General features: G+C 68.6%; 21 protein-coding genes. 10 read left to right on the top strand and 11 right to left on the bottom strand.

The features are described 5' to 3' along the window. Positions 1–157 precede the first annotated feature (157 nt). The 5 genes from ASF17_RS09965 to dnaA form a co-directional block, all read right to left on the bottom strand. Entirely contained in the window at positions 158–748 is a 591-nt protein-coding gene (locus ASF17_RS09965; protein WP_082475255.1) for a DUF721 domain-containing protein, read from the bottom strand. After that, the gene (gene recF / locus ASF17_RS09960) at positions 745–1,914 is read right to left on the bottom strand and encodes a DNA replication/repair protein RecF (protein WP_055799036.1); all 1,170 of its coding nucleotides are present in this window, start codon (positions 1,912–1,914) and stop codon (positions 745–747) included. The genes ASF17_RS09965 and recF overlap by 4 nt, the downstream gene beginning before the upstream one ends. Before the next feature lie 16 nt (positions 1,915–1,930). Continuing rightward, a complete protein-coding gene (gene gnd / locus ASF17_RS09955) occupies positions 1,931–2,818 on the bottom strand; it encodes a phosphogluconate dehydrogenase (NAD(+)-dependent, decarboxylating) (RefSeq protein ID WP_055799033.1) in 888 nt (295 codons plus the stop codon). A 53-nt stretch (positions 2,819–2,871) separates the two neighbouring features. After that, positions 2,872–4,020, bottom strand: a complete 1,149-nt coding sequence (gene dnaN / locus ASF17_RS09950) for a DNA polymerase III subunit beta (protein WP_055799029.1) — start codon at positions 4,018–4,020, stop codon at positions 2,872–2,874. Positions 4,021–4,514: 494 nt separating this feature from the next. Next, positions 4,515–5,930 carry a chromosomal replication initiator protein DnaA gene (gene dnaA / locus ASF17_RS09945; protein WP_055799026.1) on the bottom strand — a complete coding sequence of 472 codons (1,416 nt, stop codon included), beginning with the start codon at positions 5,928–5,930 and terminating at the stop codon, positions 4,515–4,517. A gap of 367 nt (positions 5,931–6,297) precedes the next feature. Between dnaA and rpmH the strand changes: the two genes are divergently transcribed. From rpmH to ASF17_RS09905, 8 genes are all read left to right on the top strand, one after another. Beyond that, a complete protein-coding gene (gene rpmH, locus ASF17_RS09940) occupies positions 6,298–6,435 on the top strand; it encodes a 50S ribosomal protein L34 (protein ID WP_043595303.1) in 138 nt (45 codons plus the stop codon). Positions 6,436–6,444: 9 nt separating this feature from the next. Further along, entirely contained in the window at positions 6,445–6,780 is a 336-nt protein-coding gene (gene rnpA / locus ASF17_RS09935; protein ID WP_055799022.1) for a ribonuclease P protein component, read from the top strand. Then, a complete protein-coding gene (gene yidD / locus ASF17_RS09930) occupies positions 6,777–7,139 on the top strand; it encodes a membrane protein insertion efficiency factor YidD (RefSeq protein ID WP_055799019.1) in 363 nt (120 codons plus the stop codon). The genes rnpA and yidD overlap by 4 nt, the downstream gene beginning before the upstream one ends. 10 nt (positions 7,140–7,149) lie before the next feature. Next, entirely contained in the window at positions 7,150–8,106 is a 957-nt protein-coding gene (yidC, locus tag ASF17_RS09925; RefSeq protein ID WP_055799017.1) for a membrane protein insertase YidC, read from the top strand. 23 nt (positions 8,107–8,129) lie between these two features. After that, complete coding sequence (locus ASF17_RS09920) at positions 8,130–8,738, top strand: Jag family protein (protein WP_235476524.1); 609 nt, start codon at positions 8,130–8,132, stop codon at positions 8,736–8,738. Positions 8,739–8,759: 21 nt separating this feature from the next. Then, the gene (gene rsmG / locus ASF17_RS09915; protein WP_055799015.1) at positions 8,760–9,401 is read left to right on the top strand and encodes a 16S rRNA (guanine(527)-N(7))-methyltransferase RsmG; all 642 of its coding nucleotides are present in this window, start codon (positions 8,760–8,762) and stop codon (positions 9,399–9,401) included. A gap of 371 nt (positions 9,402–9,772) precedes the next feature. After that, positions 9,773–10,675, top strand: coding sequence for a ParA family protein (locus ASF17_RS09910; protein ID WP_326934188.1), 903 nt, complete (start codon positions 9,773–9,775; stop codon positions 10,673–10,675). Continuing rightward, positions 10,675–11,625 (top strand): ParB/RepB/Spo0J family partition protein, encoded by a 951-nt coding sequence (locus ASF17_RS09905; RefSeq protein WP_055799011.1) that lies wholly within the window; start codon positions 10,675–10,677, stop codon positions 11,623–11,625. The genes ASF17_RS09910 and ASF17_RS09905 overlap by 1 nt, the downstream gene beginning before the upstream one ends. 1,153 nt (positions 11,626–12,778) lie before the next feature. Here ASF17_RS09905 and ASF17_RS09900 read toward each other — a convergent pair. From ASF17_RS09900 to ASF17_RS09875, 6 genes are all read right to left on the bottom strand, one after another. After that, the gene (locus tag ASF17_RS09900; RefSeq protein WP_055799007.1) at positions 12,779–13,738 is read right to left on the bottom strand and encodes a D-alanine--D-alanine ligase family protein; all 960 of its coding nucleotides are present in this window, start codon (positions 13,736–13,738) and stop codon (positions 12,779–12,781) included. A 58-nt stretch (positions 13,739–13,796) separates the two neighbouring features. Continuing rightward, positions 13,797–15,104, bottom strand: a complete 1,308-nt coding sequence (locus ASF17_RS09895; protein ID WP_055799004.1) for an aminotransferase-like domain-containing protein — start codon at positions 15,102–15,104, stop codon at positions 13,797–13,799. Between the two features lie 115 nt (positions 15,105–15,219). After that, positions 15,220–15,546 (bottom strand): thioredoxin, encoded by a 327-nt coding sequence (gene trxA / locus ASF17_RS09890; RefSeq protein WP_055799001.1) that lies wholly within the window; start codon positions 15,544–15,546, stop codon positions 15,220–15,222. A 68-nt stretch (positions 15,547–15,614) separates the two neighbouring features. Further along, positions 15,615–16,613 (bottom strand): thioredoxin-disulfide reductase, encoded by a 999-nt coding sequence (gene trxB / locus ASF17_RS09885; RefSeq protein WP_055800628.1) that lies wholly within the window; start codon positions 16,611–16,613, stop codon positions 15,615–15,617. 184 nt (positions 16,614–16,797) lie between these two features. Then, positions 16,798–18,549, bottom strand: a complete 1,752-nt coding sequence (gene murJ / locus ASF17_RS09880) for a murein biosynthesis integral membrane protein MurJ (protein WP_235476521.1) — start codon at positions 18,547–18,549, stop codon at positions 16,798–16,800. Then, positions 18,546–20,894 (bottom strand): DUF6049 family protein, encoded by a 2,349-nt coding sequence (locus tag ASF17_RS09875; RefSeq protein WP_055798997.1) that lies wholly within the window; start codon positions 20,892–20,894, stop codon positions 18,546–18,548. The genes murJ and ASF17_RS09875 overlap by 4 nt, the downstream gene beginning before the upstream one ends. A 172-nt stretch (positions 20,895–21,066) precedes the next feature. Here ASF17_RS09875 and ASF17_RS09870 point away from each other — a divergent pair, with 172 nt between their 5' ends. Both ASF17_RS09870 and ASF17_RS09865 read left to right on the top strand, forming a co-directional pair. Beyond that, the gene (locus ASF17_RS09870; protein ID WP_055798993.1) at positions 21,067–22,497 is read left to right on the top strand and encodes a CCA tRNA nucleotidyltransferase; all 1,431 of its coding nucleotides are present in this window, start codon (positions 21,067–21,069) and stop codon (positions 22,495–22,497) included. A 75-nt stretch (positions 22,498–22,572) separates the two neighbouring features. Then, positions 22,573–24,012, top strand: coding sequence for an ABC transporter substrate-binding protein (locus ASF17_RS09865; RefSeq protein WP_082475254.1), 1,440 nt, complete (start codon positions 22,573–22,575; stop codon positions 24,010–24,012). Positions 24,013–24,037: the final 25 nt, after the last annotated feature.

Here is a 24,037-nt window from a genome sequence, read left to right as displayed (position 1 = left end):
GGAGCTCCTGCCGGATCGGACGAGGGTGGAACGCCCGGTCTCGAACCCCCCAAGGGGCCCACGGACGACCTTCCGAGTCTACCGCAGCCCCGCCTGCGACGGGGCGAAATCCGCCCTCAGAGCGATTTTCTCCGTCGCCTTGGACGATTCACCCTCGTCACCCGTAGGTATCGCGAGGACCACGCCCTGGAACCGATCTGGGACCGCGTTTCCAGGTCGGGGCGTTGGGTGCCAAGAATCGCACCGACTGGATGCCCGCGTCGGGGTACCTCTGGACGATGGTCGTCGTGACCTGTCCGCGCATCAATCTCAGCTGCGTGGCCCACGCCGTCGAGTCGCATTGGACGGTCAGCGTGCCGTCGTCGATCGAGACGGGATGCGAGTGCCCGGAGAGCTCGTCGCCGACCAGCGCGGGCCAGGCCTCCATGAGCTCGGACTGCGCGAGAGGCGAGTTCCAGCCCATCTCGGTGGTGACGCTCGCGAGGACGTCGGCGATGCCGCGGGGCTCCCGGCCCGTGCCGAACGGCTGACTCGGCGACCCGAGCTTGATGGCCTTGCGGCGCCGGCCGTCGCGCGAGCGACTCGTCGCATCGCCGAACACGCGGCGGAACCGCAGATAGACCCGCTGCGCCTCGTCGTCGGGCGGCGTCTCGACCGCGGGGAGCGAAGGAGGCGCGGGCCGGGCGGACGCATCGGCCGCGGCTCCCCCATCGACCCGGTCGCTCCGGTCGACCCGGTCGTCGCTCACGGCGCGACCTCGTCGACGATGGTGCCGGCTGAGATCCGCACGGTGTGGGCCTTCAGCCGTTGGGGGACGTCGCCCTCGACCGCCGCGGTGATGAGCACCTGCTCGTAGCCGGCGACCTCGTCGGCGAGACGTTCGCGACGGGATCCGTCGAGCTCGGCGAAGACGTCGTCGAGCACGATGACCGGGTCGCCCGTGGCCGACTCGCTGCGGACGACGGCCGCCGAGGCGAGCTTGAGAGCGAGCGCGAACGACCATGACTCGCCATGGCTGGCGTAACCGCGCGCCGGCAGCCCGTTCAGCGAGAGGAAGAGATCGTCACGATGCGGCCCGACGAGAGTGAGACCCCGATCGAGCTCGGACGGGCGGACCCGGGCGAGCGCCTCGCGGAAGACGTCGGCGACGGAGTCCGCGGGGATGGTCTCGTCGGGGGCCTCGGCGGCGGCCGCGGTCTCGTCGTCGGGCACCGAGCCGCGGATGCTCAGCACGGTGGCGAGTCGGGCCCGGTGGTCTTCGCCGGCGACGGCGGCGTAGGCGCGGGCGACCTCGGGGGCGAGGTCCGCGACGAGTCGGTCGCGGGCGACGATCAGCTCGCTGCCCAGGGCGACCAGGCGCTCGTCCCAGATGTCGAGGGTGCCGAGCTGACCGGCCTTGACCCCGCTGGCCCTGGCCGACTTCAGCAGGGTGTTGCGCTGCTTGAGCACGCGGTCGTAGTCCGTCTGCACGCCGGCGAACCGAGGCGAGCGGGCGACGAGCAGTTCGTCGAGGAACCTCCGGCGGCCGGAGGGCTCGCCCCGGACGAGCGCGAGGTCTTCGGGGGCGAACAGGACGCTCGTGAAGTACCGCGGGAGTTCACGCGGCTTGATGGCGCCCCGGTTGATCTGCGCCCGGTTGGCGGACGACCGGTTGATCTGCACCTCGGCGAGCAGCTCGCGGCCGTCGGCCTCGAGTCGCGCCCGGACGATGGCCGAGTCGGCGCCCTGTCTGATCAGGGCCGAGTCGCTCGACACCCGGTGCGAGCCGAGACTCGACAGGTACCCGAGCGACTCGACGAGGTTCGTCTTGCCCTGGCCGTTGCTGCCGACGAAGAGGTTCGGCCCGCGCGCGAGGCCGACTTCTGCAGTGGTGTAGTTGCGGAAGTCGGTCAGGCTGAGATGCAGTACTCGCACGCGGGCCGGTGAGGCGCTAGGCCTTCTTGACCGCGTGGCCGCCGAACTGGTTGCGCAGAGCGGCGACGGCCTTCATGGTCGGCGAGCCCTCGCCCTGACGCGAGACGAAGCGCGCGAAGATCGACGCGCTGATCGTCGGCATCGGCACCGCGTGGTTGATCGCCTCTTCGAGGGTCCAGCGGCCCTCGCCGCTGTCCTCGACGTAGCCCGAGATCTCGGCGAGCTTCGGGTCGGCCTCGAGGGCCAGGACCATGAGCTCGAGCAGCCAGGAGCGCACGACGGTGCCGCGCTGCCAGGCCTTGAAGGTGCCGGGCACGTTCTTGATCAGGTCGGAGCGGGCCTCGAGAAGCTCGTAGCCCTCGCCGTAGGCCTGCATGATCGCGTACTCGATGCCGTTGTGGACCATCTTGGCGTAGTGACCCGCGCCGGTGTCGCCCGCGTGGACGAAGCCCTCTTCGCGGGGGCCCTCGGGGCGCAGCGCGTCGAAGATCGGCTGAGCCATGGCGACGTTCTCGGTCGAGCCGCCGACCATCAGGCCGTAGCCGTTGTCCTTGCCCCAGACGCCGCCCGAGACGCCGGCGTCGATGTACTTGATGCCCTTGTCGCCGAGCAGCTTCTCGTTCGCGAAGTCGCTCGTGAACTTGCTGTTGCCGCCGTCGATGACCAGATCGCCCTCGGAGAGCTCGTTGGAGAGGTCCTCGATGACGGCGGCGGTGATGTCACCGGCCGGGACCATGACCCAGACGATGCGGGGGCTGGGGAGGCCGGCGGCGAGGTCGGACAGCGTGGCGACGTCGGAGACGGCGGGGTTGGCGTCGTAACCCGTCACCTCGATGCCGTTGTCGCGGAGGCGGGCACGCATGTTGTTGCCCATTTTGCCGAGACCGACGAGACCGATGTGCATGTGATTCCTTTGTTCGGGGAGGCGCGGGTGGGCGCCCGATTCGTGAGATGCGTCTAGCGCAGGAGGAGGTTGGGCTGCAGCAGGTACTTGTAGCTGTCAGCGCCGGCCTGGTCTTTGGAGGACTGACTGGTGATCAGCACCGGACCGGGCTTGTTCGGGTTCTCCGTCTTCGTGAAGGAGATGCGGACGAACTCGGAGTGGACCGCTCCGAGACCGTCGAGGAGGAACTGCGGCTTCAACGAGACGACCGTGTCCTCTCCTGTCAACAACGCATCGATCGACTCTGACGCCTGCGCCTGCTCGCTACCGATGGCCTCGAGCGTGAGGCCGTCGATGGTGAACGTGAACCTGAGGGCCGCCTCGCGCTCGAGCACGAGCGAGACGCGGCGGACGGACTCGACGAGCTCGGCCGTGTTGATTACGGCGTAGTTCTCGACGGTCTCGGGGAAGAGCCGCTTGACGGGCGGGAAGTTGCCCTTGATCAGCAGCGACGTGACGGTCTTGTTGCCCGCCTGGAAGGCGATGAGCTCACGGTCGTCGGAACCGGTGATGGACACGGACACCGTGGTCGCGTTGCCGAAGGTCTTGCCGACCTCCTGGAGCGTGCGGGCCGGGACGAGCGCGGTGGTGGTCTCGGCGCTGGCGGCGGTGCCGGGGTCGAAGTCGATGCCGCGGACGGCAACGCGGTAGCGGTCGGTGGCCACGAGCGAGAGCGCGTTCTCGGTGACCTCGAGCTGGACGCCGGTGATGACGGGCGTGACGTCGTCGCGGGACGCGGCGACGGCGACCTGCGAGACGGCGAGGGCGAAGCGATCGCCGGGGACGATGCCTGAGCGCTCCCCGACGGTGGGCAGCGTCGGGTACTCCTCGACGGGCATGCTCAGGAGCGAGAAGTTCGCGGAGCCGCAGCTGACGGCGATCCGGTTCTCGTCGGTGGAGAAGGTGACGGGGGCGTTCGGCAGGCGGCTCGCGATGTCGGCGAGCAGACGACCCGAGACGAGGATCGTGCCGGGCTCGTCGACCTCCGCGGGGATCTGCGTCTGGGCAGAGACCTCGTAGTCGAACGACGAGAGCGTGAGCCCGTCGGCGTCGGCCTCGATCAGCACTCCGCTGAGGATCGGGAGGGTCGTGCGCTGCGGAAGGAGCTTCACCGCGAACGAGACGGCATCGCTGAAGACGTCACGGTTGACCTGGAACTTCACGCGGGGGACCCCTATCGACTACCTGCTCGTGGATGGCCGGTTAATACTGGCACAGCATTCGGAGCCCCGGTCCCGGGGTCCCGACCGCCCTCGACCTGTCCACAAGGTTGTCTCTCCATCAATTTCTTGTAATCAGGATTAACAGTCTTAACCGTTGTGCACAGTGTGGATAACCTGTTTAAAACCCCACGGCGACAGGGAACTACAACCGTGTGACTTGTGCACTCGATGTGGACGTCACCCCCGAAACCTCGGACGACCCACGGGTCGGCCTCGAGCCGTTCCCACAGGGTCATGTCATTCGTGAACAACCGTCCCCCAAGTTATCCACGAGTTTCCACAGGTTATCCACACTGTGGGATCGTTCGGTCGTCTAGGGACCTGCTGTGCGACTCCTGATGGCTCCGGAGACGACGAACGGGCGCCGACATGATGTCGACGCCCGAACGGACGGTGCTGCCGGGAGGGGTGGGGACAGCCCCTCGACCAGGCCCTTATTTGTAGCGGGTGTCCTGCTTGATGCGGCTCGTCAGCTCGGTCACCTGGTTGTAGATGGAGCGGCGCTCCTTCATGAGCTCGCTGATTTTCTTGTTCGCGTACATGACCGTGGTGTGGTCCCGGTTGCCGAACAGCTGACCGATCTTCGGCAGCGACAGGCTCGTCAGCTCACGGCACAGGTACATCGCGATCTGCCGGGCGGTCGCGATCGCCTGCGACCGCGACGAGCCGTAGAGGTCGTCGACCGAGAGCTTGAAGTAGTCCGCGGTGTGGTTGATGATGTCGACCGGCGCGATGATGTTGTCCTCGTCGAGCGTGATGAGGTCCTTCAGCACGGTCTGCACGAGCGCGAGGTCCACCGCCGTGCGGTTGAGGCTGGCGAACGCCGTCACCCGGATGAGCGTGCCCTCGAGCTCGCGGATGTTGCTCGACACCTTCGTGGCGATGAACTCGAGCACCTCGTCGCGGATCTGCAGCTTCTCGCTCTGCGCCTTCTTGCGGAGGATCGCGATGCGCGTCTCGAGGTCGGGCGCCTGCACGTCGGTGATCAGACCCCACTCGAAGCGCGAGCGCATGCGGTCCTCGAACCCCGTGAGGTGCTTCGGGGGCAGGTCGCTGGTGATGACCAGCTGCTTGTCGTGATCGTGCAGGGTGTTGAACGTGTGGAAGAACGCCTCCTGCGTGCTGTCCTTCCCCTGCAGGAACTGGATGTCGTCGATCAGGAGGATGTCGATCTCGCGGTACCGCTGCTGGAACAGGTTCGAGCGGTTGTTGGCGATCGAGTTGATGAAGTCGTTCGTGAACTCCTCGCTGCTGACGTAGCGGACGCGGATGCCCGGGTACATCGTCTCGGCGTAGTGGCCGATGGCGTGGAGGAGGTGCGTCTTGCCGAGCCCGGACGACCCGTAGATGAAGAGCGGGTTGTAGGCCTTGGCCGGCGCCTCGGCGACGGCGACGGCGGCCGCGTGCGCGAAGCGGTTCGAGGCGCCGATGACGAAGTTGTCGAAGCTGTACTTCGGGTTCAGCCGCGAGTCGTTGCGCTTGCCCGTCGTCGGCGACTCGACGGGCGTCGGGACGAAGGGGGCCTCGATGTAGTGGGCCGGCTCGGTCTGCTCGGGCTGCTGCGTGAGGGTGTCGGGGGTGATGTCGGGGTTGACCGTGATCGCGAAGCTGGCGACCGAGTCGTCGCCGAGGGCGGCGATGGACTCGAGCAGAGGACCGCGGATGCGCTGCTCGAGCATCCCGCGGGTCAGGTCGTTGGGCACCTCGAGGTAGAGGGTGCCGCCGAGCACGCCCTTCGGCTCGACGAGGCTGATGAAGCCGTGCAGCTGAGGCGTGATGCGGTCGTCGGTGGTCAGGCTCGCGAGCACGGACCGCCAGAGGTCCTGGACCGGATCGACGGTGTTCGCCACGGGGGTTTCTCTTTCTGCCGGTGATCTGCGTGCTGGGCGCGCCGTGCCCGGTGGGGGGCCTCGGCATCTCGGCGGACCGACTTATGCACAGCTTTCTCCACGGGTCGGCGGTGGCCGGATCGTCCGTGAGTGGTGCTCGTTCCCCGGATTTACGCGGATCTTGAGCGGGAGGTACCCACCCTAGTTCGGATGAGTATGTCTGCCGCAATCGGAGTTTTCAACACTGTGGATAAACTCCTCCGAGGCTGCCGTTTGACCGCAGGGCGGATGCCGCGTACTTTTAATCAGTTGATTTCAGCCAGTTGGGCTGTACAAGACTTCTCGGATCATGGCAGCAGGCCAGGTCCGCATCCCTGGAGAAAACACCATGAGCAAGAGAACGTTCCAGCCGAACAACCGCCGCCGCGCCAAGAAGCACGGTTTCCGTGCCCGCATGCGCACCCGTGCGGGTCGCGCCATCCTCGCCGCCCGTCGTGGCAAGGGTCGCACCGAACTCTCCGCGTAGTCGCACCCGGTGTTGGCCAGAGCCAACCGGATCGTCCGCGCAGACGACTACCGAAACACCGTGCGCCGTGGCCGCAAGTCGGCCACGGCGCACTCGGTCGTCTACGTGCGTCGTCATGACGACGCCGGAGTCCGGTTCGGGTTCATCGTGGCCAAGACCGTCGGCAACGCCGTCGTCCGCAACACGGTCCGTCGGCGGTTGAAGCACGTCTGCCATGAGCTGCTGCCGTCGATGCCCCCGGGGACCGACATCGTCATCCGCTCTTTGCCAGGCAGCGACTCCGTTCCGTGGTCTACCCTGCTGAAGGACATCTCAGGGGTCGTCGACAAGGTCGTGAAAGCGTGAGAGAACTCGTACTGTTCGTGGCGTTGCTTCCCCGCAACGCGGCGATCGTCGTGCTCCGCGCCTATCGGGCGGTCATCTCGCCTCTGTACGGCGAGGTCTGCCGGTACCATCCCTCCTGCTCGCGATACGCGCTCGAGGCGATCCAGCGGTATGGCGTCGTCGCCGGCTCCGCGCGGGGCGCCTGGCGCATCGCCCGCTGCAACCCCTGGTCGGCGGGCGGGATCGACGACGTCCCCGAACGACCGGCCCAGAACATCACGATCACGGGCTTCGGCTTCGTGATCCCCCGTCGCCCGGCTCGAGCCTCCGCTCCCGTCGGTTCGAACGGTCTCCTCGTACAGAGCCACGGAAAGGGCTGACCCGAACACCATGGGCTTCATCGACACCATCCTCTGGCCCCTCAAGTGGGTCGTCGAGGCGATCCTCGTCGGATTCCACGAGCTGCTGACCAGCGCCGGGATGGGCTTCGACTGGGGTGGAACCTGGGTGCTGTCGATCGTGGGTCTCGTGCTCGTGGTCCGGGCCCTGCTGATCCCCATCTTCGTCCGGCAGATCAAGAGCCAGCGACGCATGATGGAGATCGCTCCCAAGCTCAAGAAGATCCAGGACAAGTACAAGGGCAAGCGCGACCAGTTCAGCCGCGAGGCCATGTCGCGCGAGACCATGGCGCTCTACAAAGACACGGGCACCAACCCGCTGAGCTCGTGCCTGCCGCTGCTCATCCAGATGCCGATCTTCTTCAGCCTGTTCTCGGTGCTGCAGAACGCCCAGCGCGAGGGCGTCGGCGTCGGCCTGCTCAACCAGGCGCTGTCCACCTCGTTCGGCGAGGCCACGCTGTGGGGTGCACCGCTGAAGGAGACCTTCCTCAGCGCCACCACCTGGGAGGTCCGGCTCATCGCCGCCGGCATGGTCGTCGTCATGACCGCGTCGCAGTTCATCACCCAGCTGCAGATCGTCTCGAAGAACATGTCGCCCGAGACCAAGGCGAGCCCCATGTTCAAGCAGCAGCGCATGCTCCTCTACGTGCTGCCCCTCGTCTTCGTCTTCTCGGGTCTGTCGTTCCCGCTCGGCGTCATGTTCTACTGGCTGACCTCGAACATCTGGACGATGGCGCAGCAGTTCATCGTCATCCGGAACATGCCCACCCCGGGCAGCGAGGCGGCACTCGCCCGTGAGGAGCGCCTCGCCCGCAAGCAGCAGCGCAAGGGTCTGCCGACCATCACGGTGACCGAGATCGAGTCGGCCCCTCCCGTTCCGAAGACCACGCAGCGCACGCAGCCGGTGGGGAAGAACCGGGCGAAGAAGCAGAACGGCAACAAGAAGTGACGAGCGAGACGGATGACCACGACGTGACGAACCCGCAGCCCATCGACAGCGAGACGGCGACCACGCGGGACGCGGCGGCCGAGCCCGCAGCACCCGCAGACGCCTCCCCCGAGGAGGCGCGGGTCGAGCCGACCGGTGCCGTCACCTCCGACGACGACGCGACCGGCGCCTCCTCGACCACCGATCTCGACGAGGGTGAGATCGCCGCGGACTACATCGAGGAGCTCCTCGACATCTGCGACTTCGACGGCGACATCGACATCGAGGTGCGGGCCGGCCGGTCGTACATCTCGGTCGACTCGACCGGCGAGGGCAACCTCCGCGTGCTATCGAAGCCGGACACGGTCAACGCCCTGCAGGAGCTCACGCGCATCGCGGTGCAGACCAAGACGGGCGAGTTCTCGCGCCTGATCCTCGACATCGGCGGGTCGCGGGCGATCCGCGAGGCCGAGCTCGGCGCGCTCGTCGACCGTGCCGTCGAGAAGCTCGAGGAGGGCGGCACCGCAGCGTCGCTGCCTCCCATGTCGTCGTACGAGCGCAAGCTCGTGCATGACATCGTGGCCGCTCGCGGCTTCACCTCGGAGTCCGAGGGCGAAGGCCGCGACCGCCACACCGTCATCACCCGGGCCTAGCCCGCACACCCCGAGCCGCCGATGCCTGACCTGAGCACTCTCGAGCCCGAGCCCGCCGTCGCGGCCGGCATCTTCGGCGACCGTCTCGACGTGGTGCGGCAGTACGCCGCAGACCTCGCGCAGTACGGCGAGGAGCTCGGTCTCATCGGCCCGCTCGAACTCCCCCGCCTGTGGACTCGGCACATCGTCAACTCGGGATTGCTGGCGCCGCTGCTCGTCGACGGTCGCGTGGGCGACGTCGGCTCGGGCGCCGGACTGCCGGGTCTCGTCCTCGCCGCGGCACGACCCGGGGCCACGCTCGTCCTCATCGAGCCCATGGAGCGTCGCACCGACTGGCTCCGGGCCGAGGCCGATCGCATGGGCCTCACCAACGTCGAGGTCGTGCGCGCTCGCGCCGAGGAGGTCGAGCTCGACGGCTGGCTCGATCAGGTCACGGCGCGCGCGGTGTCGGCGCTGTCGAAGCTGATCCCCCTGACGGCTCCCCTGGTGAAGACCGGCGGACAGCTGCTGCTGATGAAGGGGGCCCGAGTCGACGCCGAGGTGGACGCGGCTCGGAAGGTCATCGCCAAGAACCACCTGGTCGATGTCGAGGTGCTCGAGCTCGGGGTCGGCGTCGTCGACCCGGCCGAGACCACCCGCGTCTTCCGCGCCACCTTGGGTTGACGACTCGTCGCCCGCACGTCTCGTGGCCGGCTCGTCTCGATGCCGGTGGTTACCGCCGAGGAGGCGCGATCCGGCTCCACAGGAGCCGATCTGAGCGAGATGGTCGCCTTCCGGCCTATCCTGTCGTGATCTGGGCCCCTCAGCTCGCAGCCTGACCAGACGACACTCGAGCAGGTCCGCATCCAGGGCGTGATCAGGGGTTATGAGAGAACGTCGGCTCGAGTCGCTGTTCTCCCGGCATTGTCGGTGCTGCAAGCTAAAGTTGAGCCAGTGCTCGACCGGTCGCCGCGCCTCCTCGGCGTGCGACCTCGCCCGTCGAGCTGCATCCACGTTGTTCCACGTGAAACATGGCGATTCGGAGAATCCATCCGGTGAGTTCCTCCACTGACTACGACGGCACCACTCCCCTGGCCCGGGAGCTCGCCGACCTGAATCGGCGCAAGCGTGCGCTGTCGCGGGAGCCCCTGCCGCCGCCGGCGCAGACACGCGTGCTCACCGTGTCGAACCAGAAGGGCGGCGTCGGCAAGACGACGACCACCGTCAACCTGGCTGCAGCCCTGGCGCGCAGCGGGGCACGGGTGCTGGTCATCGATCTCGACCCGCAGGGCAATGCCTCGACGGCATTGGGGGTAGACCACCGCGCCGATACACCGAGCGTGTACGACGTCATCGTCAACGACGGGAACATGGACGATGTCGTCCAGCAGAGTCCGGAGTTCGACACCCTCTTCTGCATCCCGGCCACCATCCACCTCGCCGGCGCCGAGATCGAGCTGGTCTCGCTGGTGGCTCGCGAGCAGCGACTCCGGACGGCGCTCGAAGCGCACCTCGAACGGACTGAGGCTGCTGGTGAGCGGTACGACTACGTGTTCATCGACTGCCCGCCGTCGTTGGGGCTGCTGACCATCAACGCGTTCGTCGCTGCAGGAGAAGTGCTGATCCCGATCCAGTGCGAGTACTACGCGCTTGAGGGCCTCAGCCAGCTCCTGCGCAACATCCAGCTGATCGAGAAGCACCTCAACCCCCGTCTGGCCGTCTCGAGCATCCTGTTGACGATGTACGACGGCCGGACGAACCTCGCTCAGCAGGTCGTCGCCGATGTCCGCGAGCACTTCCCCAAGGAGGCGCTGCAAACGTTGATCCCGCGGTCCGTACGGATCAGCGAGGCTCCCGGTTACGGGCAGACCGTGATCAGCTATGACCAGAACTCGCCCGGGTCGATCTCGTACCTCGAGGCGGCCGCCGAACTTGCACGTCGAGGAGCACCCCAGTAGTGGCTACGAAGAGAACCGGACTCGGGCGCGGCATCGGCGCCCTCATCCCCGTCAACGACGAGACGCAGGGTCGCCCTGTCGACGTGTTCTTCCCGACGGCGCAACAGACGGCTGAGGATCTCGTCGCGGTCCCGGGTGCGCGACTGGCGAACCTGAACCCCCTCGATGTCGTCCCCAATGCGAAGCAGCCGCGCACGGAGTTCCGCGATGAGGAGCTCGCCGAGCTCGTCTCGTCGATCCGTGAGGTGGGCGTGCTGCAGCCGATCGTCGTTCGGCCCCTCCCCTCGAAGGGCAAGAAGGCGTCGACGCCTGTGCAGTACGAACTCGTCATGGGAGAGCGTCGACTGCGGGCCACCAAGGAGTTGGGGCTGGCCACGATTCCGGCCATAGTCAAAGACACGGCCGATGACGCCATGCTGCGCGACGCCCTTCTCGAGAACCTGCACCGTGCGGAGCTCAACCCTCTCGAAGAAGCGTCGGCCTATCAGCAACTTCTCGCCGACTTCGGCATCACGCAGGACGAGCTGGCGACTCGCATCGGTCGAAGCCGTCCTCAGATCACGAACACGCTTCGTCTGCTCCGGCTGCCGGCGAGCGTGCAGCGGCGGGTCGCCGCCGGCGTGCTGTCGGCCGGTCATGCTCGTGCGATCCTGTCCACCGGTGATCCCGTCCTCATGGAGCGCCTGGCCGACAAGATCGTCAACGAAGACCTGTCCGTGCGTCAGGCGGAAGCCATCGCGGCGGGCTCCCCTGCCAAGGCGAAGACCACTAAGGCTGCTGGTCGTCACCAGGCGCATCTCGATGAGATCGCCGAGGGTCTCGGTGACCGGCTCGAGACGCGGGTCAAGGTGAACCTCGGAGCGCGGAAGGGCTCGATCACGATCGACTTCGCTTCGATCGATGATCTCAACCGCATTCTCGGGGAGTTGGGCCAGGATCCCGTCCGCTGATCGTCTGCGGTCATGTCGACTGTTGTTTCACGTGAAACGCTTCCACTCACGGGGCGTTTCGTCGTTCTGCGTCAGATAGGTGTCTAGGACATCTTTGTACCCGGTTGAGAGGGTTCTCCGGGTTGGCGAGCTTGCGACTTCTCTTGGTTGCCGTCCCATGGATACAGGTATGGAGCGAAGAAACGGGGCGACACCGGTCCACGTGGCCTCGACGGTGGCGTAAGGAGGACTTCCGGCTATGGGATCATGTCGCAGGTACGGCGGCGCGTTCATCGAGTCAACCCCGGCTGTTTCACGTGAAACGTTTCCGCCTGTCGCGTAAGTGTGATTTGACCGTGGCTGGGTGTGTTTCACGTGAAACGAAGAGAGAGAGCCTGTCCCTGCCCCCGAGAGCTTCGACGTCGTGCTGCATTTGGTCTGTCGTCCTCCGAGGGCGGGTCTGACTCCGTGCGCCTCGCTGTACCTGCCGTCATCGGGTGATCGATGTCGAGAGGATCTTCTCGATCGGCTGAAGACTCCGGGTGGTCGGGTCTCGCCGGGTGGGGCGGATCACGAGTCCGTGAATCCGATCGCACAGCTCGCCGTGATCGGAGCGACGACGAAGAAGCCCATGACCGCGCTATATGTCGCGCCGGTACTGGCGGCGAGTCGTCCGCGACGCTTTCGGACCTCACGCGATCTTCCGCTGCGACTCTGCGATACGGCATCGCCTGCGCTGCCGAGTTACGACACCGCCTGCCCTGCCGAGTTACGACACCGCCTGCCCTGTCTCGTTACGACACCGCCTGCCCTGCCGAGTTACGACACCACCTGCCCTGCAGCGATATGGCGCTACTCGCGATGCTTCCCAGCTGGACTTCTCGAGGCTTCGTCCCCCTTGACTGGCAGTTCTGGTCACGCACCATGAGCAGGCAGGAAGGCGACACTCCCTTCGAGAGGAGCACCTCCCGACGAAATCGAGCGATCGCAGCCGGTGTCTCATCACTGGTGACTGCAGGGCATGCCTAAGCCGGAGAGACCGAGCGAGCACGAGCCTCGATGAGGCCGGCGTCGGTCACTGTGTGGGGGCAGCCTCAGTCCGTCACGACCACGGCATCCTCGACAGCATGCGGGCGAGGTTTCACGTGAAACGAGGGCCCGGAGGCCGGTGAGTCTACTGGTGGTCGCGGACGGCCTTCTCGGCCAGGGCTGCATAGACCAAGCCGAGTTCGTATCCGGCGGCATCGAGGGCCATCGGTACGAGCGAGGTCTCCGTCAGCCCCGGCAGCACGTTCACCTCGAGGAACCAGGCCTTGCCGGTGGCATCGACGATCAGGTCGACACGTGACAGGTGCCGCAGCCCCAAGGCCTCGTGCACCGCAACCGCGGCCTGGGCGGCCGACGCCGCTGCCTCATCCGACAACCGAGCCGGCGTGAAGAACGTCGTCTCACCAGCGTTATACCGCGCGTCGAATCCGTAGATCCCACTGCGCGGAACGATCTCGACGGCCGGCAGGGCGGTGGGCCCGTCGCCCGTGTCGATGACGCCCACGGCGATCTCGGTGCCGGTGATCTTCTGCTCGACGATGACATCGTCGCAGTACGTGTACGCGTCGACCATCGCCCGGGGGAGGCCGTCTGCGGTCTCGACGACGGTGACTCCCTGCGCCGAGCCTCCTCGGGCGGGTTTCACCACGACGGGCACCGGGTGTTCGTCGGCGATGGCGGCGAGGACGCCGGCTGCTCCGAGCTCGCGGAACGCATCGTGCGACAGCGTCAGGCCCCGGGGCGTCGAGACGCCGGCACGACGGGCGAGCTCCTTCGCCGTCGGCTTGTCCCACGCGAGACGCGCCGCGGCCGAGGTGCTGCCCACGAACGGGATGTCGAGTGCCTCGAGCAGGCCTCGCAGCGCGCCGTCCTCACCGCTGGCGCCGTGCAGCACCGGCCAGACGACGTCGGGGCGCGTCTCGGTGAGGTGCGCCAGCAGCGTCGCATCCGGGTCGCGGAGTTCGACGGCGATGCCGTGCGACGTCAGGCTGTCCACGACGCGTCGACCCGACCGGAGCGACACGTCGCGCTCGTGCGAGATGCCGCCGGCGAGGACGGTGACGTTGCGCAGGGCGCTCGAGTTCATGACGGATGATCCTTCGAGATGATGGCGAGAAGAGGACGCGAGAGACGATAAACCCTGATCAGGACATGTTCGGCGGCGGCATGGTGACGCCTTCGCGCTGCGTCGCCGGCTTGCCCAGACGAGCACCGGAGAACGTGTTCAGCAGGTCGAGCTCGCCGTTGATCACCGTCGCGAGGCGCGCCACGCCGACCTTGATCATCTCGGACGTGGGGTAGCAGAACGACAGACGGATGTTCTGCCGCCCCCCTCCGTCGGCGTAGAAGGCCGTTCCGGGCGTGTAGGCCACCAGCTCCTTCACCGCACGCGGCAGCATGGCCTTCGAGTCGAGCTCGTCGGGGAGCGACAGCCAGACGAAGAAGCCGCCCTCGGGTCGCGTCCACGTCAGTGAGGGCAGGTACTCCCCCAGGGCCGACAGCATCGCATCGCGTCGTTCGCGGTAGAGGTCGCGGAAGATGTCGATCTGGCCGCGCCAGTCCGCCTGGTCGAGGTACTCGGTGATCACGAACTGACCGAAGGAGTTGGGCGACAGGGTGGCCGACTCGTTCGCGAGGATCAGCTTCTCGCGGATGGCGTGCGGGGCCAGGGCCCAGCCGACGCGGAATCCGGGGGCGAGGGTCTTCGAGAACGAACCGAGATAGATGACGCCCTCGTCATCGACCGAGCGCATCGCCTGCGGAGCCGGCTCGTCGAACGACAGGAGGCCGTAGGGGTTGTCCTCGAGCACGAGGATTCCGGCGCTGCGGCAGATCTCGAGGATCTCGAGCCGGCGGGCCCACGACAGCGTGACTCCGGCCGGGTTGTGGAAGTTGGGGATCGTGTACAGGAACTTGATCGTGCCGCCCCGGGAGGTGACGGCCGTGATCGCCTCTCTCAGCGCCTCCGGGACCAGCCCCTCGTCGTCCATCGCGACGTGCTGGACGTCCGCCTGGTAGGCCTTGAAGACCCCCAGAGCCCCCACGTAGCTCGGCGACTCGGCCAGGACGACGTCACCGGGGTTGATGAACAGCCGCGTGACGAGATCGAGGGCCTGCTGCGAGCCGGTCGTGACCACCACGTCGTCGGCGCTGCCGCGGATGCCCTCCATCGCCATGATCTGCATGATGTGCTCGCGGATCGCGGGGGTGCCCTGACCCGAGCCGTACTGCAGGGCCATCGCTCCCCCGCCCTTCGACATGACGCGGTCGATCGACCCCGTCACGAGCTCGCGCGGCAGAGCCGAGACGTAGGGCATGCCCCCGGCCAGGGAGACGACCTCGGGACGCGAGGCGACGGCGAACAGGGCTCGGACCTCGGAGGCGCTGAGTCCGGCCGTACGGTCGGCGTACGAGTCGTACCACGGATCGAGGTTGGTGCCCTTGTCGGTCATCTGCTTCCCTGTCTGTCTGAGGGTGAATCGTCCAAGACTATGCCTGGTGCGGCGGTGAGACCACGAAAGCCCGCCCAGCGGGGTGCTGGGCGGGCTTTCGACGTGGTCGGATCGACTACGCGAGGAACTCCGCCAGGTCGGCCTCGAGGGCCTGCTTGGGCTTCGCGCCGATGACGGTCTTGACGACCTCGCCACCGCGGTAGACCTTCATGGCGGGGATCGACGTGATCTGGTACTTCGCCGCGGTCTGCGGGTTGTCGTCGACGTTGAGCTTGACGATCTCGATCTTGTCGGAGTGCTCGGCCGCGATCTGGTCGAGGATCGGCGAGACGGCGCGGCACGGGCCGCACCACTCGGCCCAGAAGTCGACGAGGATCGTCTTGTCGGAGGTGATGACGTCGCTCTCGAAGGACGCGTCGGTGACTGCCTTGGCGGTGCTCATGGTGGTTCCTTTCGTCGTGGGGACTGTTAGGGCTGTGGGGTTCGCGAGGCGGAGACCGGGGGCGCCGGTCAGACGCCCACGGCGACGGACTCGGCCGTGTCGATGCCCTCGGCCGCGCCCTCGGTGTTCTCGGCTAGAAACGTCTGGTCGAGGCTCGCCAGGAAGTGCTCGGCGTCGAGCGCCGCGACGACACCCGAGCCGGCTGCCGTGGCCGCCTGGCGGTACGTCGCGTCGATGACGTCGCCGGCGGCGAACACGCCGCGGAGGTTCGTCTTCGAGCTGCGGCCCTCGACGGCGATCGTGCCGTCGACCGTGAGGTCGAGCTGGTTGTGGACGAGGTGCACGCGCGGGTCGTTGCCGATCGCGATGAAGAGGCCGTCGAGGTCGAGGTCCGAGGTGCTGCCGTCGACCGTGTCGGTCAGCTGCACGCCCGTGGCCTTCTCGTCGCCGTTGATCTTCGTGACGGTCTTGTTCCAGAGGAACTCGATCTTGTCGTTGGCGAAGGCCCGCTCCTGCATGATCTTCGACGCACGCAGCGAGTCGCCGCGGTGGATGACGTAGACCTTGCTGGCGAAGCGCGTGAGGAACGTCGCCTCCTCCATCGCCGAGTCGCCGCCGCCGACGACCGCGATCTCCTTCTGCTTGAAGAAGAAGCCGTCGCACGTCGCGCACCAGCTGACGCCGCGGCCGCTGAGGCGCTCCTCGTCGGCGAGGCCGAGCTTGCGGTAGGCGCTGCCCGTGGCGAAGATCACCGTGACGGCCTCCTCGACGGTGCCGCTGCCGAGGGTGACCTTCTTGACGTCGCCGGTCAGGTCGACGCTGGTCACGTCGTCGAGGAGGACCTCGGCGCCGAACTTCTCTGCCTGCTCTTGCAGCTTGAACATGAGGTCGGGGCCCATGATGCCGTCGGGGAAGCCGGGGAAGTTCTCGACCTCGGTGGTCTTCATGAGCTCGCCGCCGGCCTCGACCGAGCTGGCCACGATGAGCGGCTCGAGCCCGGCGCGGGCGGCGTAGATGCCGGCCGTGTAGCCGGCGGGACCGGAGCCGATGATGATGATCTGGCGCATGAGCACCTCTCTGAGGAACGGGGCGGATGTCGTGCCAGATGCGTTCGAGCCGTGATGCCCGATCGACGTTCTCGCCCGACCGTCTGAGTGAACACATCCTATCGACGGGCTATTCCGAGCGACCCGGGAGGCGCGGGTCGACCCCTCGGAGCGGCCCAGGGAGCCCCTGGGGAGGAGGCGCGGGTCAGCGCCTGAGGACGCGCGCGACCAGCGGCCGGGCCCGGGCCACCACCGGACCGGTCAGCGCCAGCAGCTCGGGCAGCCGGATCAGGGCGAGCAGACCGAGGTAGACAACGGCCATCACCGCGGCGGCGACCATGACGGTCAGCAGCCCGGGGATCCGGCCGCTGTGCGCGAAGCCATCAGCAACGAAACCACCCATGACGGTCACGACGACGAGTCCGACGGCACCGGCGACGAGCGAGAAGAACAGGAACTGCACGTAGCGGCGCAGCACCCAGCGGCCGTCCATCCCGCCGAGGCGGCGGCTGATGAGCACCAGGGCGACGACCGTCTGCGTCGAGCCGGCGATCGAGGTCGTGACGGCGATCGCGACGGCGACCTGGTCGTCGGGAACGACGACGGAGGCGATCAGCGTGCCGACGACGAAGATGCTCGACTGGACGACCTGCATGAAGAACGGCGTGCGCTGATCGTGCAGCGCGTAGAAGACCCGCTGGACGACGAACAGCACGCTGAAGAGGATCAGCCCGGGCATGAACCCGAGGATGACCTGCGCCATCTGGCTGGCGCCCTCGAAGGTCCGCTCGAAGAAGCTCGCGAACGGGTACGCGACGACGCACATGGCCACGGTGGCGAAGACCATGAACATGCCGATGGTGCGGAGCGACTGCGACAGGTCGGTGCGCACGGCGCGGAGATCGCCGCGCGAGGCGTGGCCGCTCATGCGGGTGAAGTAGGCCGTCGCGATGGACACGGCCACGATCCCGTGCGGCAGCATGAACAGCAGCCAAGAGTTGGCGAGCACGGCGTTCGAGGCCCCGGCGCCGCTGCCCTGCGACGCCACCCGGCTCTGCACGAGCCCGGCGACCTGGGTCACGAGCACCATGCCGAAGAGCCAGCCGGCCGCCTTGCCGGTCGCACCGAGTCCGACGCCGCGCCAGCGGAAGTCGGGGCGGAAGGTGAGCCCAGCGCGACGCCAGAAGAGCAGCAGGAACGCCGCCTGGGCCAGCACGCCGAGCGACGCCGTGCCGGCGATCACGGCGATGCGGTCGGCCGACCAGACGTCGACGGTCGAGTTCGCCTCGGCTCCCCCGAAGACCACCATGAAGGCGACGAGACCGGCGATCGCGACGACGTTGTTGAGCACCGGGGCCCAGGTGAACGGGCCGAAGACCTGGCGGGCGTTGAGCACCTCGCTGAGCAGCGAGTACATGGCGTAGAAGAAGATCTGGGGCAGGCACCAGTACGCGAACGCCGTGGCCAGCGCCAGGGACTCGGAGGTGTAACCCCCTTGACCGGATGCATCGGCCTGCTGGGCGTAGATCGAGACGAGCACCGGCGCCAGCAGGGTGCCGAGCAGACCGACCACCGCGAAGACGAGCGTGCCGAGGGTGACGATCTTGTTGATGAAGCGCTGGCCGCCGTCGTCGTCGTGCGTCGCCGCCCGGACGATCTGCGGCACGAGCACGGCGCTCAGCAGGCCGCCCGCGATGAGCGCGTAGATGTTGTTCGGCAGCTGGTTCGCCAGGGCGAACGAGTCGGCCGCCCGGCTGGCGGACTGGCCGATCGCCGCGGCGAGGACGGCCGTCTTGACGAAGCCGAGCACGCGGGACACCATCGTGCCGGACGCGAGGAGGATGCTCGCGCGGCCGAGACCGCCGCGGCCCGCGGAGCCGGCGGGAGGGATCGGACCGGAGCCTCCCTGGTCGCCTCCCGCGCCTCCTGCGCTCCCCGTGCCCGTCGCGCCGCTCACGCGGCCGCGCCCGGGGACGCGACGGGGCCGTCGGTCGGGCCGTCGGGGTCTCCCCCGGCGCTGCCGCCGCCGTCGGCGCCGCGACGGCGCTTGCGGATGGTGCGGTAGATGCCGCCGCCGAAGAGCAGGGCGAAGCCGATGCCGAACGCCCAGGTGATGGCGGTCTCCCACCCGGCCTGCACGTTGATCGAGACGACGGCCGGGGTGGCGATGGTGACCCCGGTGGAGCTGACGAGGGACATCGAGACGTCGACCGTTCCGTTGGCGATGGACTGCACGGGCACCCGCACGCGCGCCTGCGACTGCGCCTGCACGGTCACGGGGATGCGGTCCTCCTCGACGAGGAGGCGCGAGCTGGAGGGGGCGAGGGTGAGGAACACCGTCGCCGCCGAGTCGGAGGTGTTCTGCACGTAGAGCGGCAGCGACGACCGGTCGCCGAGGATCAGCTGGTCGCTGCCCTGCACGATCGAGACGAGTCGCGACGTGTCGGTGGCCGCCACGGCCGCGTCGGCGACCTCGGACGACAGACCGCCGGGGTTCGCCCGCCAGGCGTGCGACGACAGCGCCAGCGTGCGGAGGCGGGCCGGACCGGTCACGGTCTGCGGCTCTTCGAGGGCGGTCGAGAAGTCGGCGACCTGGCGGTCGGACCGGACGAGCGAGCGCAGGTCGCGGAGGCGCTCGGCCGACTCGGGTTCGTCGACGACCGTCGCGTCGGTCGCATCGACCGCGAGGGTGTCGCCGAGGGCCGAGGGCGCCGACCAGGGCAGGTCGTCGAGGGCGCCGAGGGTCTGACGCAGCCGCTCGCCGTCGGTCGACCACGAGCGGCCGAGGGTGGCGAGCATGGTGCGGCCGTCGCTGGGGCGCTCCTTCGCGATGGTGGCGACGCTCGCGGACAGCTCGGCCATCGCGGACTTCCAGGAGGCGGTGCTGGTGGCCGCGGCCGCCTCGCGGACGAGACCCGACAACGTGTCGTCCGAGACGAGACCGGTCGAGCCGCCGAGGTCGACGGGCGCGTTCTCGGTCGACTCGGACGCCACGTCGACGTTCGAGCTCGAGAGGATCGTCGAGGTGTAGTCGCGCTCGGTGATGGTGGCGATGTCGGAGGCCACCACGGTGTCGTCGACCGGCCAGGCGATCGACGACAGCGACCAGGGGAACGCCAGCAGCGACTCGGTGGTCGGCAGCGGAGGCGCCGTCGGCTCGTCGGTGGGGGTCGGGGTGGGCTCGTCGGCCGGCGGGGCGGTCGAGCCCGAGCCGCCGCCCGTGCCGACGCCCGGCGAGTCGGACGGACCCGCGCCGGGCGACGACTCCGACGAGGTCGACGAGCCCGACGACGAGCTCGTGCTCGAGTCCGACCCGTCGCTCGTCTCGTCGGTCGGCGCCGGGGTCGGCGCGTCGGTGGCCGAGGTCGAGGTGTCGAACCGCGACTCGTCGACCAGCGAGTCGAACGAGGTCGGTCCGGGCACCGAGGGGGCGCCCGCCTGGCTCAGCCCGGCGACGTCGGCGTCGGCGTAGGCGAGGGGGAACGTCTCGACGCCCGCCGCCGACAGGTCGTCGAGCCACTCGACCGCCGACTCGGGGGCCTCGCTGCCGAGCAGGCGGATCGACGCGATGATCATCGGGTCGACGGCCACCGTCGCCGACGTGCCGACCACCTGGCGCAGCTGCCGCGTGAGGGTGCCGTCGGGTGAGGTGTAGGCCTCGAGGGCGGCGGCGTCGAGCACGCCGTTCTCGGTCTCGGGGGTGGTGATCGGCACGGCGACCGACAGGCGCGTCGGCTGGAAGCTCTCGCTCGGGTACCAGACGACGCTGCTGCGGGCCTGCGCGACCTGCAGTCCGTCGGGGCCGAGGAGGCGCACCCCGAGCGCCCGCGCACCCCACGTCCACCCGTCGAGGGCCGTGCGGTCGGCGGGGATCGAGACGTCGTCGACGGTCACGGTCTCGCCGGCGGACACCGCGGGCACGTCGACCCGCGCCATGTAGAGGCCGAGGTAGTCGTCGCCCGTGGTCGTCTCGGGGGTGAGCCAGTCGGCGAGCTTCGACCGGGCGACGAACGAGTCGCGGTCGAGGTAGATGCGGGCGCTGCCCTCGTCGAGGTCGCTCTCGGTGCCGTTCGTCACGGTCAGCGTCAGATCGAGGTCGTCGCCCGAGCGCAGCACTCCGTCGGCCTCGGGCGAGACGGTGAGCGTGACGGAGTCGCCGTCGGCCTCGGCGGCCGACGACGCGGCGGACGCCGACGCCGACACGGTGCCCGCCGGTGCGGCCGACGCGGCGTCCGCGGGCAGCGCGGCGCCTGCGACGCCGAGCGTCGTCACGAGGGCCAGGAGGGCGGGAAGGAGTCTCATAGTGGTGTCGCTCGTCGGCGCCGGGGTCGCACGAGCATGCCGAGTCTAGGGAATCGTCCCCAGCCGTTCGAGGTGAGCGGCCCCCGACGGCCCCGTCGAGGCCCGGAACCAGCCCTGGGGAGGAGGCGCGGGTCGGCGATCCGCACCGCCCCGTATGGCAAAGTGGTCGCCCATGGACACCGTCGCCTCCGCCGTCGAGCGCCTGGATCGACTGGCCTCCACCCCCCGCATCGCCCGCCTCTCGGCCGCCTTCGCCGCCGCGGGTCACGAGTTCGCCCTGGTCGGCGGTCCGGTGCGCGATGCGTTCCTCGGGCACCGGGTGAACGACCTCGACTTCACGACCAGCGCCTCCCCCGACGAGATCCTCGAGATCGTCGTGCCCTTGGCCGAGGCCCACTGGGACGTCGGGCGCCAGTTCGGCACGATCGCGGCCCGCGTCGACGGCGAGGTCGTCGAGATCACGACGTACCGCAGCGACGTCTACGACGGCGAGACCCGCAAGCCCGTCGTCGAGTTCGGCGACACCCTCGAGGGCGATCTCGTGCGTCGCGACTTCACCGTCAACGCGATGGCGCTGCGGCTGCCCGAGAAGGTGCTGGTCGACCCGTCCGGCGGGGTCGACGATCTGCTGGCGCAGCGGCTCGCGACCCCCGGCGCGGCCGTCGACAGCTTCCGGGACGATCCGCTGCGGATGATGCGGGCGGCGCGGTTCACCGCTCAGCTCGGATTCGAGGTGTCGGACGAGGTGCGCGAGGCGATGACGACCCGCGCCTCCACCCTGTCCATCGTGTCGGTCGAGCGCGTCGCCGACGAGCTCTCGAAGCTGCTGCGCACCCCGACCCCGACCCCCGGGATCCGCCTGCTGGTCGACACGGGCCTCGCCGACCACGTGATGCCCGAGCTCGCCGCCATGCGCCTCGAGATCGACGAGCACCACCACCACAAAGACGTCTACGAGCACAGCCTCACCGTGCTCGAGCAGGCGATCGGCTACGAGGCCGAGCGTCACCCCGGCGAGGCCCCCGATCTCACCCTGCGCCTCGCCGCCCTGCTGCACGACTGCGGCAAGCCGGCCACCCGCCGCCTCGAGCCGGGCGGGGTCGTGACGTTCCACCACCACGACGTCGTCGGCGCGAAGCTCGCGAAGAAGCGGCTGAAGGCCCTGCGCTTCGACAACGACACCATCGCCGCGGTCTACCGTCTGATCGAGCTGCACCTGCGGTTCTTCGGCTACACCGAGGGCGCCTGGACCGACTCGGCCGTCCGCCGCTACGTGCGCGACGCCGGCGACCAGCTCGAACGTCTGCACATGCTCACCCGGGCCGACGTCACGACCCGCAACCGCCGCAAGGCCGACCGCCTCGGCTTCGCCTACGACGACCTCGAGGCCCGCATCGCCGATCTCCGCGCCCGCGAGGAGATCGACTCGCTGCGCCCCGACCTCGACGGCGACGCGATCCAGCGCGTGCTCGGCATCGGCCCGAGCCGCGAGGTCGGCGAGGCGTATCGGTTCCTGCTCGAGCTGCGCACCGAAGAGGGCCCGCTCGGCGAGGACGAGGCGACCGCCCGCCTGCTGGCCTGGTGGGGCGCGCGCAGCCAGTAGCCGCTTCACGACGGCGGCGTCGAGCACAGGACGGTGCCGACCCGCGCCTCCTCGGAGTCCGGGTACTCTGCACCGGTGCCCAAGCCCTTGAACTCCGCGCTCGTCGCCGGGTCCGTCTGCGTCGCGATCGTCGCCGCATCGGCCCTCGGCATCACCGCGTTCGGTCTGTCGACCTCGGGTCAGACCGGGCCCACGCGTCCGGAACCCGAGGCGGATCAGACGACGGTCACCGTCCGCGTCTGGGACGACACCGTCGCCGCCGGTTACGAGAAGTCGTTCGCGACGTTCGAGCGCGACAACCCCGACATCGAGGTCGAGGTCGACGTCGTGCCCTACGACGAGTACTTCACGACCCTGGCCGACGACGTCGCAGCGGGCGAGGCCGACGACATCTTCTGGCTGAACAGCTCGAACTACACCGACTACGCCGACGAGGGCGCGCTGTTCGACATCGACCGCGTGCTCGGTCGCACCTCGCGCGCGGCGTGGTCCCCCGCGGTCGTCGACCAGTTCACGACCGACGACGGCCACCTCTGGGGCGTGCCGCAGCTCTCGGACGGCGGCATCGCGCTCTACTACAACGCGGATCTGCTGAAGCAGGCCGGCATCGATCCGGCGACGCTCGACGAGCTCGCCTGGGCGCCCGGCGGCGGCGAGGGCGACACGCTGCTGCCCGTGCTGAAGAAGCTCACCCGCGACGCGTCGGGGCACACGGCCGACGACCCCGCCTTCGACGGCACCCCGGTGCAGTACGGCTACAACGCCGGCGACGACCTGCAGGCCATCTGGTACGACTACCTGGCCTCGGCCGGCGGCGCGTTCGAGAACGACGACTCGACGGCGTTCGCCTTCGACACCGAGGAGGCGCGGGTCGCCTTTCAGTACGTGGTCGACCTCGTGCAGCAGGCGCGGGTCGCGCCTCCCGCCGTCCTGACGAACGAGAACGCGGACTACAGCCGCGAGCAGTTCGTGGCCGGGAACATGGCGCTGTTCCAGTCGGGGCTGTACAGCCTCGCGCCCGTCGACGCGGGAGCCGACTTCGAGTGGGGCGTCGCGCCGATGCCCGCCGGGCCCGCCGGCCGCATCAGCGTGACGAACGGCATCGTCGCCGCGGGCAACGCGAACACCCCGCACCGCGACGACACCGCGAAGGTGCTCGCGTGGCTCGGCTCGACGGACGGCGCGAAGCACATCGGGGCCGACGGCGCCGCCGTGCCGGCCGTGCTCGGCGCTCAAGAGGGGTACTACGACCACTGGACGACGCAGGGCGTCGACGTCAGGCCGTTCTTCGACGTCATCGACGACGGCCCGACCATCGCCGCGCCGACCGGCATCTACGGGCGCACGCAGAGCATCATCGAGCCGATCTTCGACCGGATGTTCACCGGCGAGCTCTCGGTGGCCGACGCGCTCGCGCAGGCGCAGAGCGAGGCGAACGCGGCGCTGACCGGGGTTCCGGGCGCCCGTGGCGGCGTCACTCCCCCGCCGGCCGACGATGACGAGGCATTGAACTAGGAGGCGCGAGCGGCTACCCTTGCAA

Origin of the sequence: Frigoribacterium sp. Leaf263 (assembly GCF_001422285.1) — a bacterium.
Taxonomy (GTDB): Bacteria; Actinomycetota; Actinomycetes; order Actinomycetales; family Microbacteriaceae; genus Frigoribacterium.
Note: the sequence above shows the minus strand (reverse complement) of the source record. Positions and strands in the feature narration are given on the sequence as shown.

Bases quoted from the DNA above. Each gene is read 5' to 3' on its own strand.
- gnd (WP_055799033.1), bottom strand. From the start codon at position 2,818: ATGCACATCGGTCTCGTCGGTCTCGGCAAAATGGGCAACAACATGCGT.
- rpmH (WP_043595303.1), top strand. From the start codon at position 6,298: ATGAGCAAGAGAACGTTCCAGCCGAACAACCGCCGCCGCGCCAAGAAG.
- yidC (WP_055799017.1), top strand. From the start codon at position 7,150: ATGGGCTTCATCGACACCATCCTCTGGCCCCTCAAGTGGGTCGTCGAG.
- rsmG (WP_055799015.1), top strand. From the start codon at position 8,760: ATGCCTGACCTGAGCACTCTCGAGCCCGAGCCCGCCGTCGCGGCCGGC.
- ASF17_RS09900 (WP_055799007.1), bottom strand. From the start codon at position 13,738: ATGAACTCGAGCGCCCTGCGCAACGTCACCGTCCTCGCCGGCGGCATC.
- ASF17_RS09895 (WP_055799004.1), bottom strand. From the start codon at position 15,104: ATGACCGACAAGGGCACCAACCTCGATCCGTGGTACGACTCGTACGCC.
- trxA (WP_055799001.1), bottom strand. From the start codon at position 15,546: ATGAGCACCGCCAAGGCAGTCACCGACGCGTCCTTCGAGAGCGACGTC.
- trxB (WP_055800628.1), bottom strand. From the start codon at position 16,613: ATGCGCCAGATCATCATCATCGGCTCCGGTCCCGCCGGCTACACGGCC.
- ASF17_RS09875 (WP_055798997.1), bottom strand. From the start codon at position 20,894: ATGAGACTCCTTCCCGCCCTCCTGGCCCTCGTGACGACGCTCGGCGTC.
- ASF17_RS09870 (WP_055798993.1), top strand. From the start codon at position 21,067: ATGGACACCGTCGCCTCCGCCGTCGAGCGCCTGGATCGACTGGCCTCC.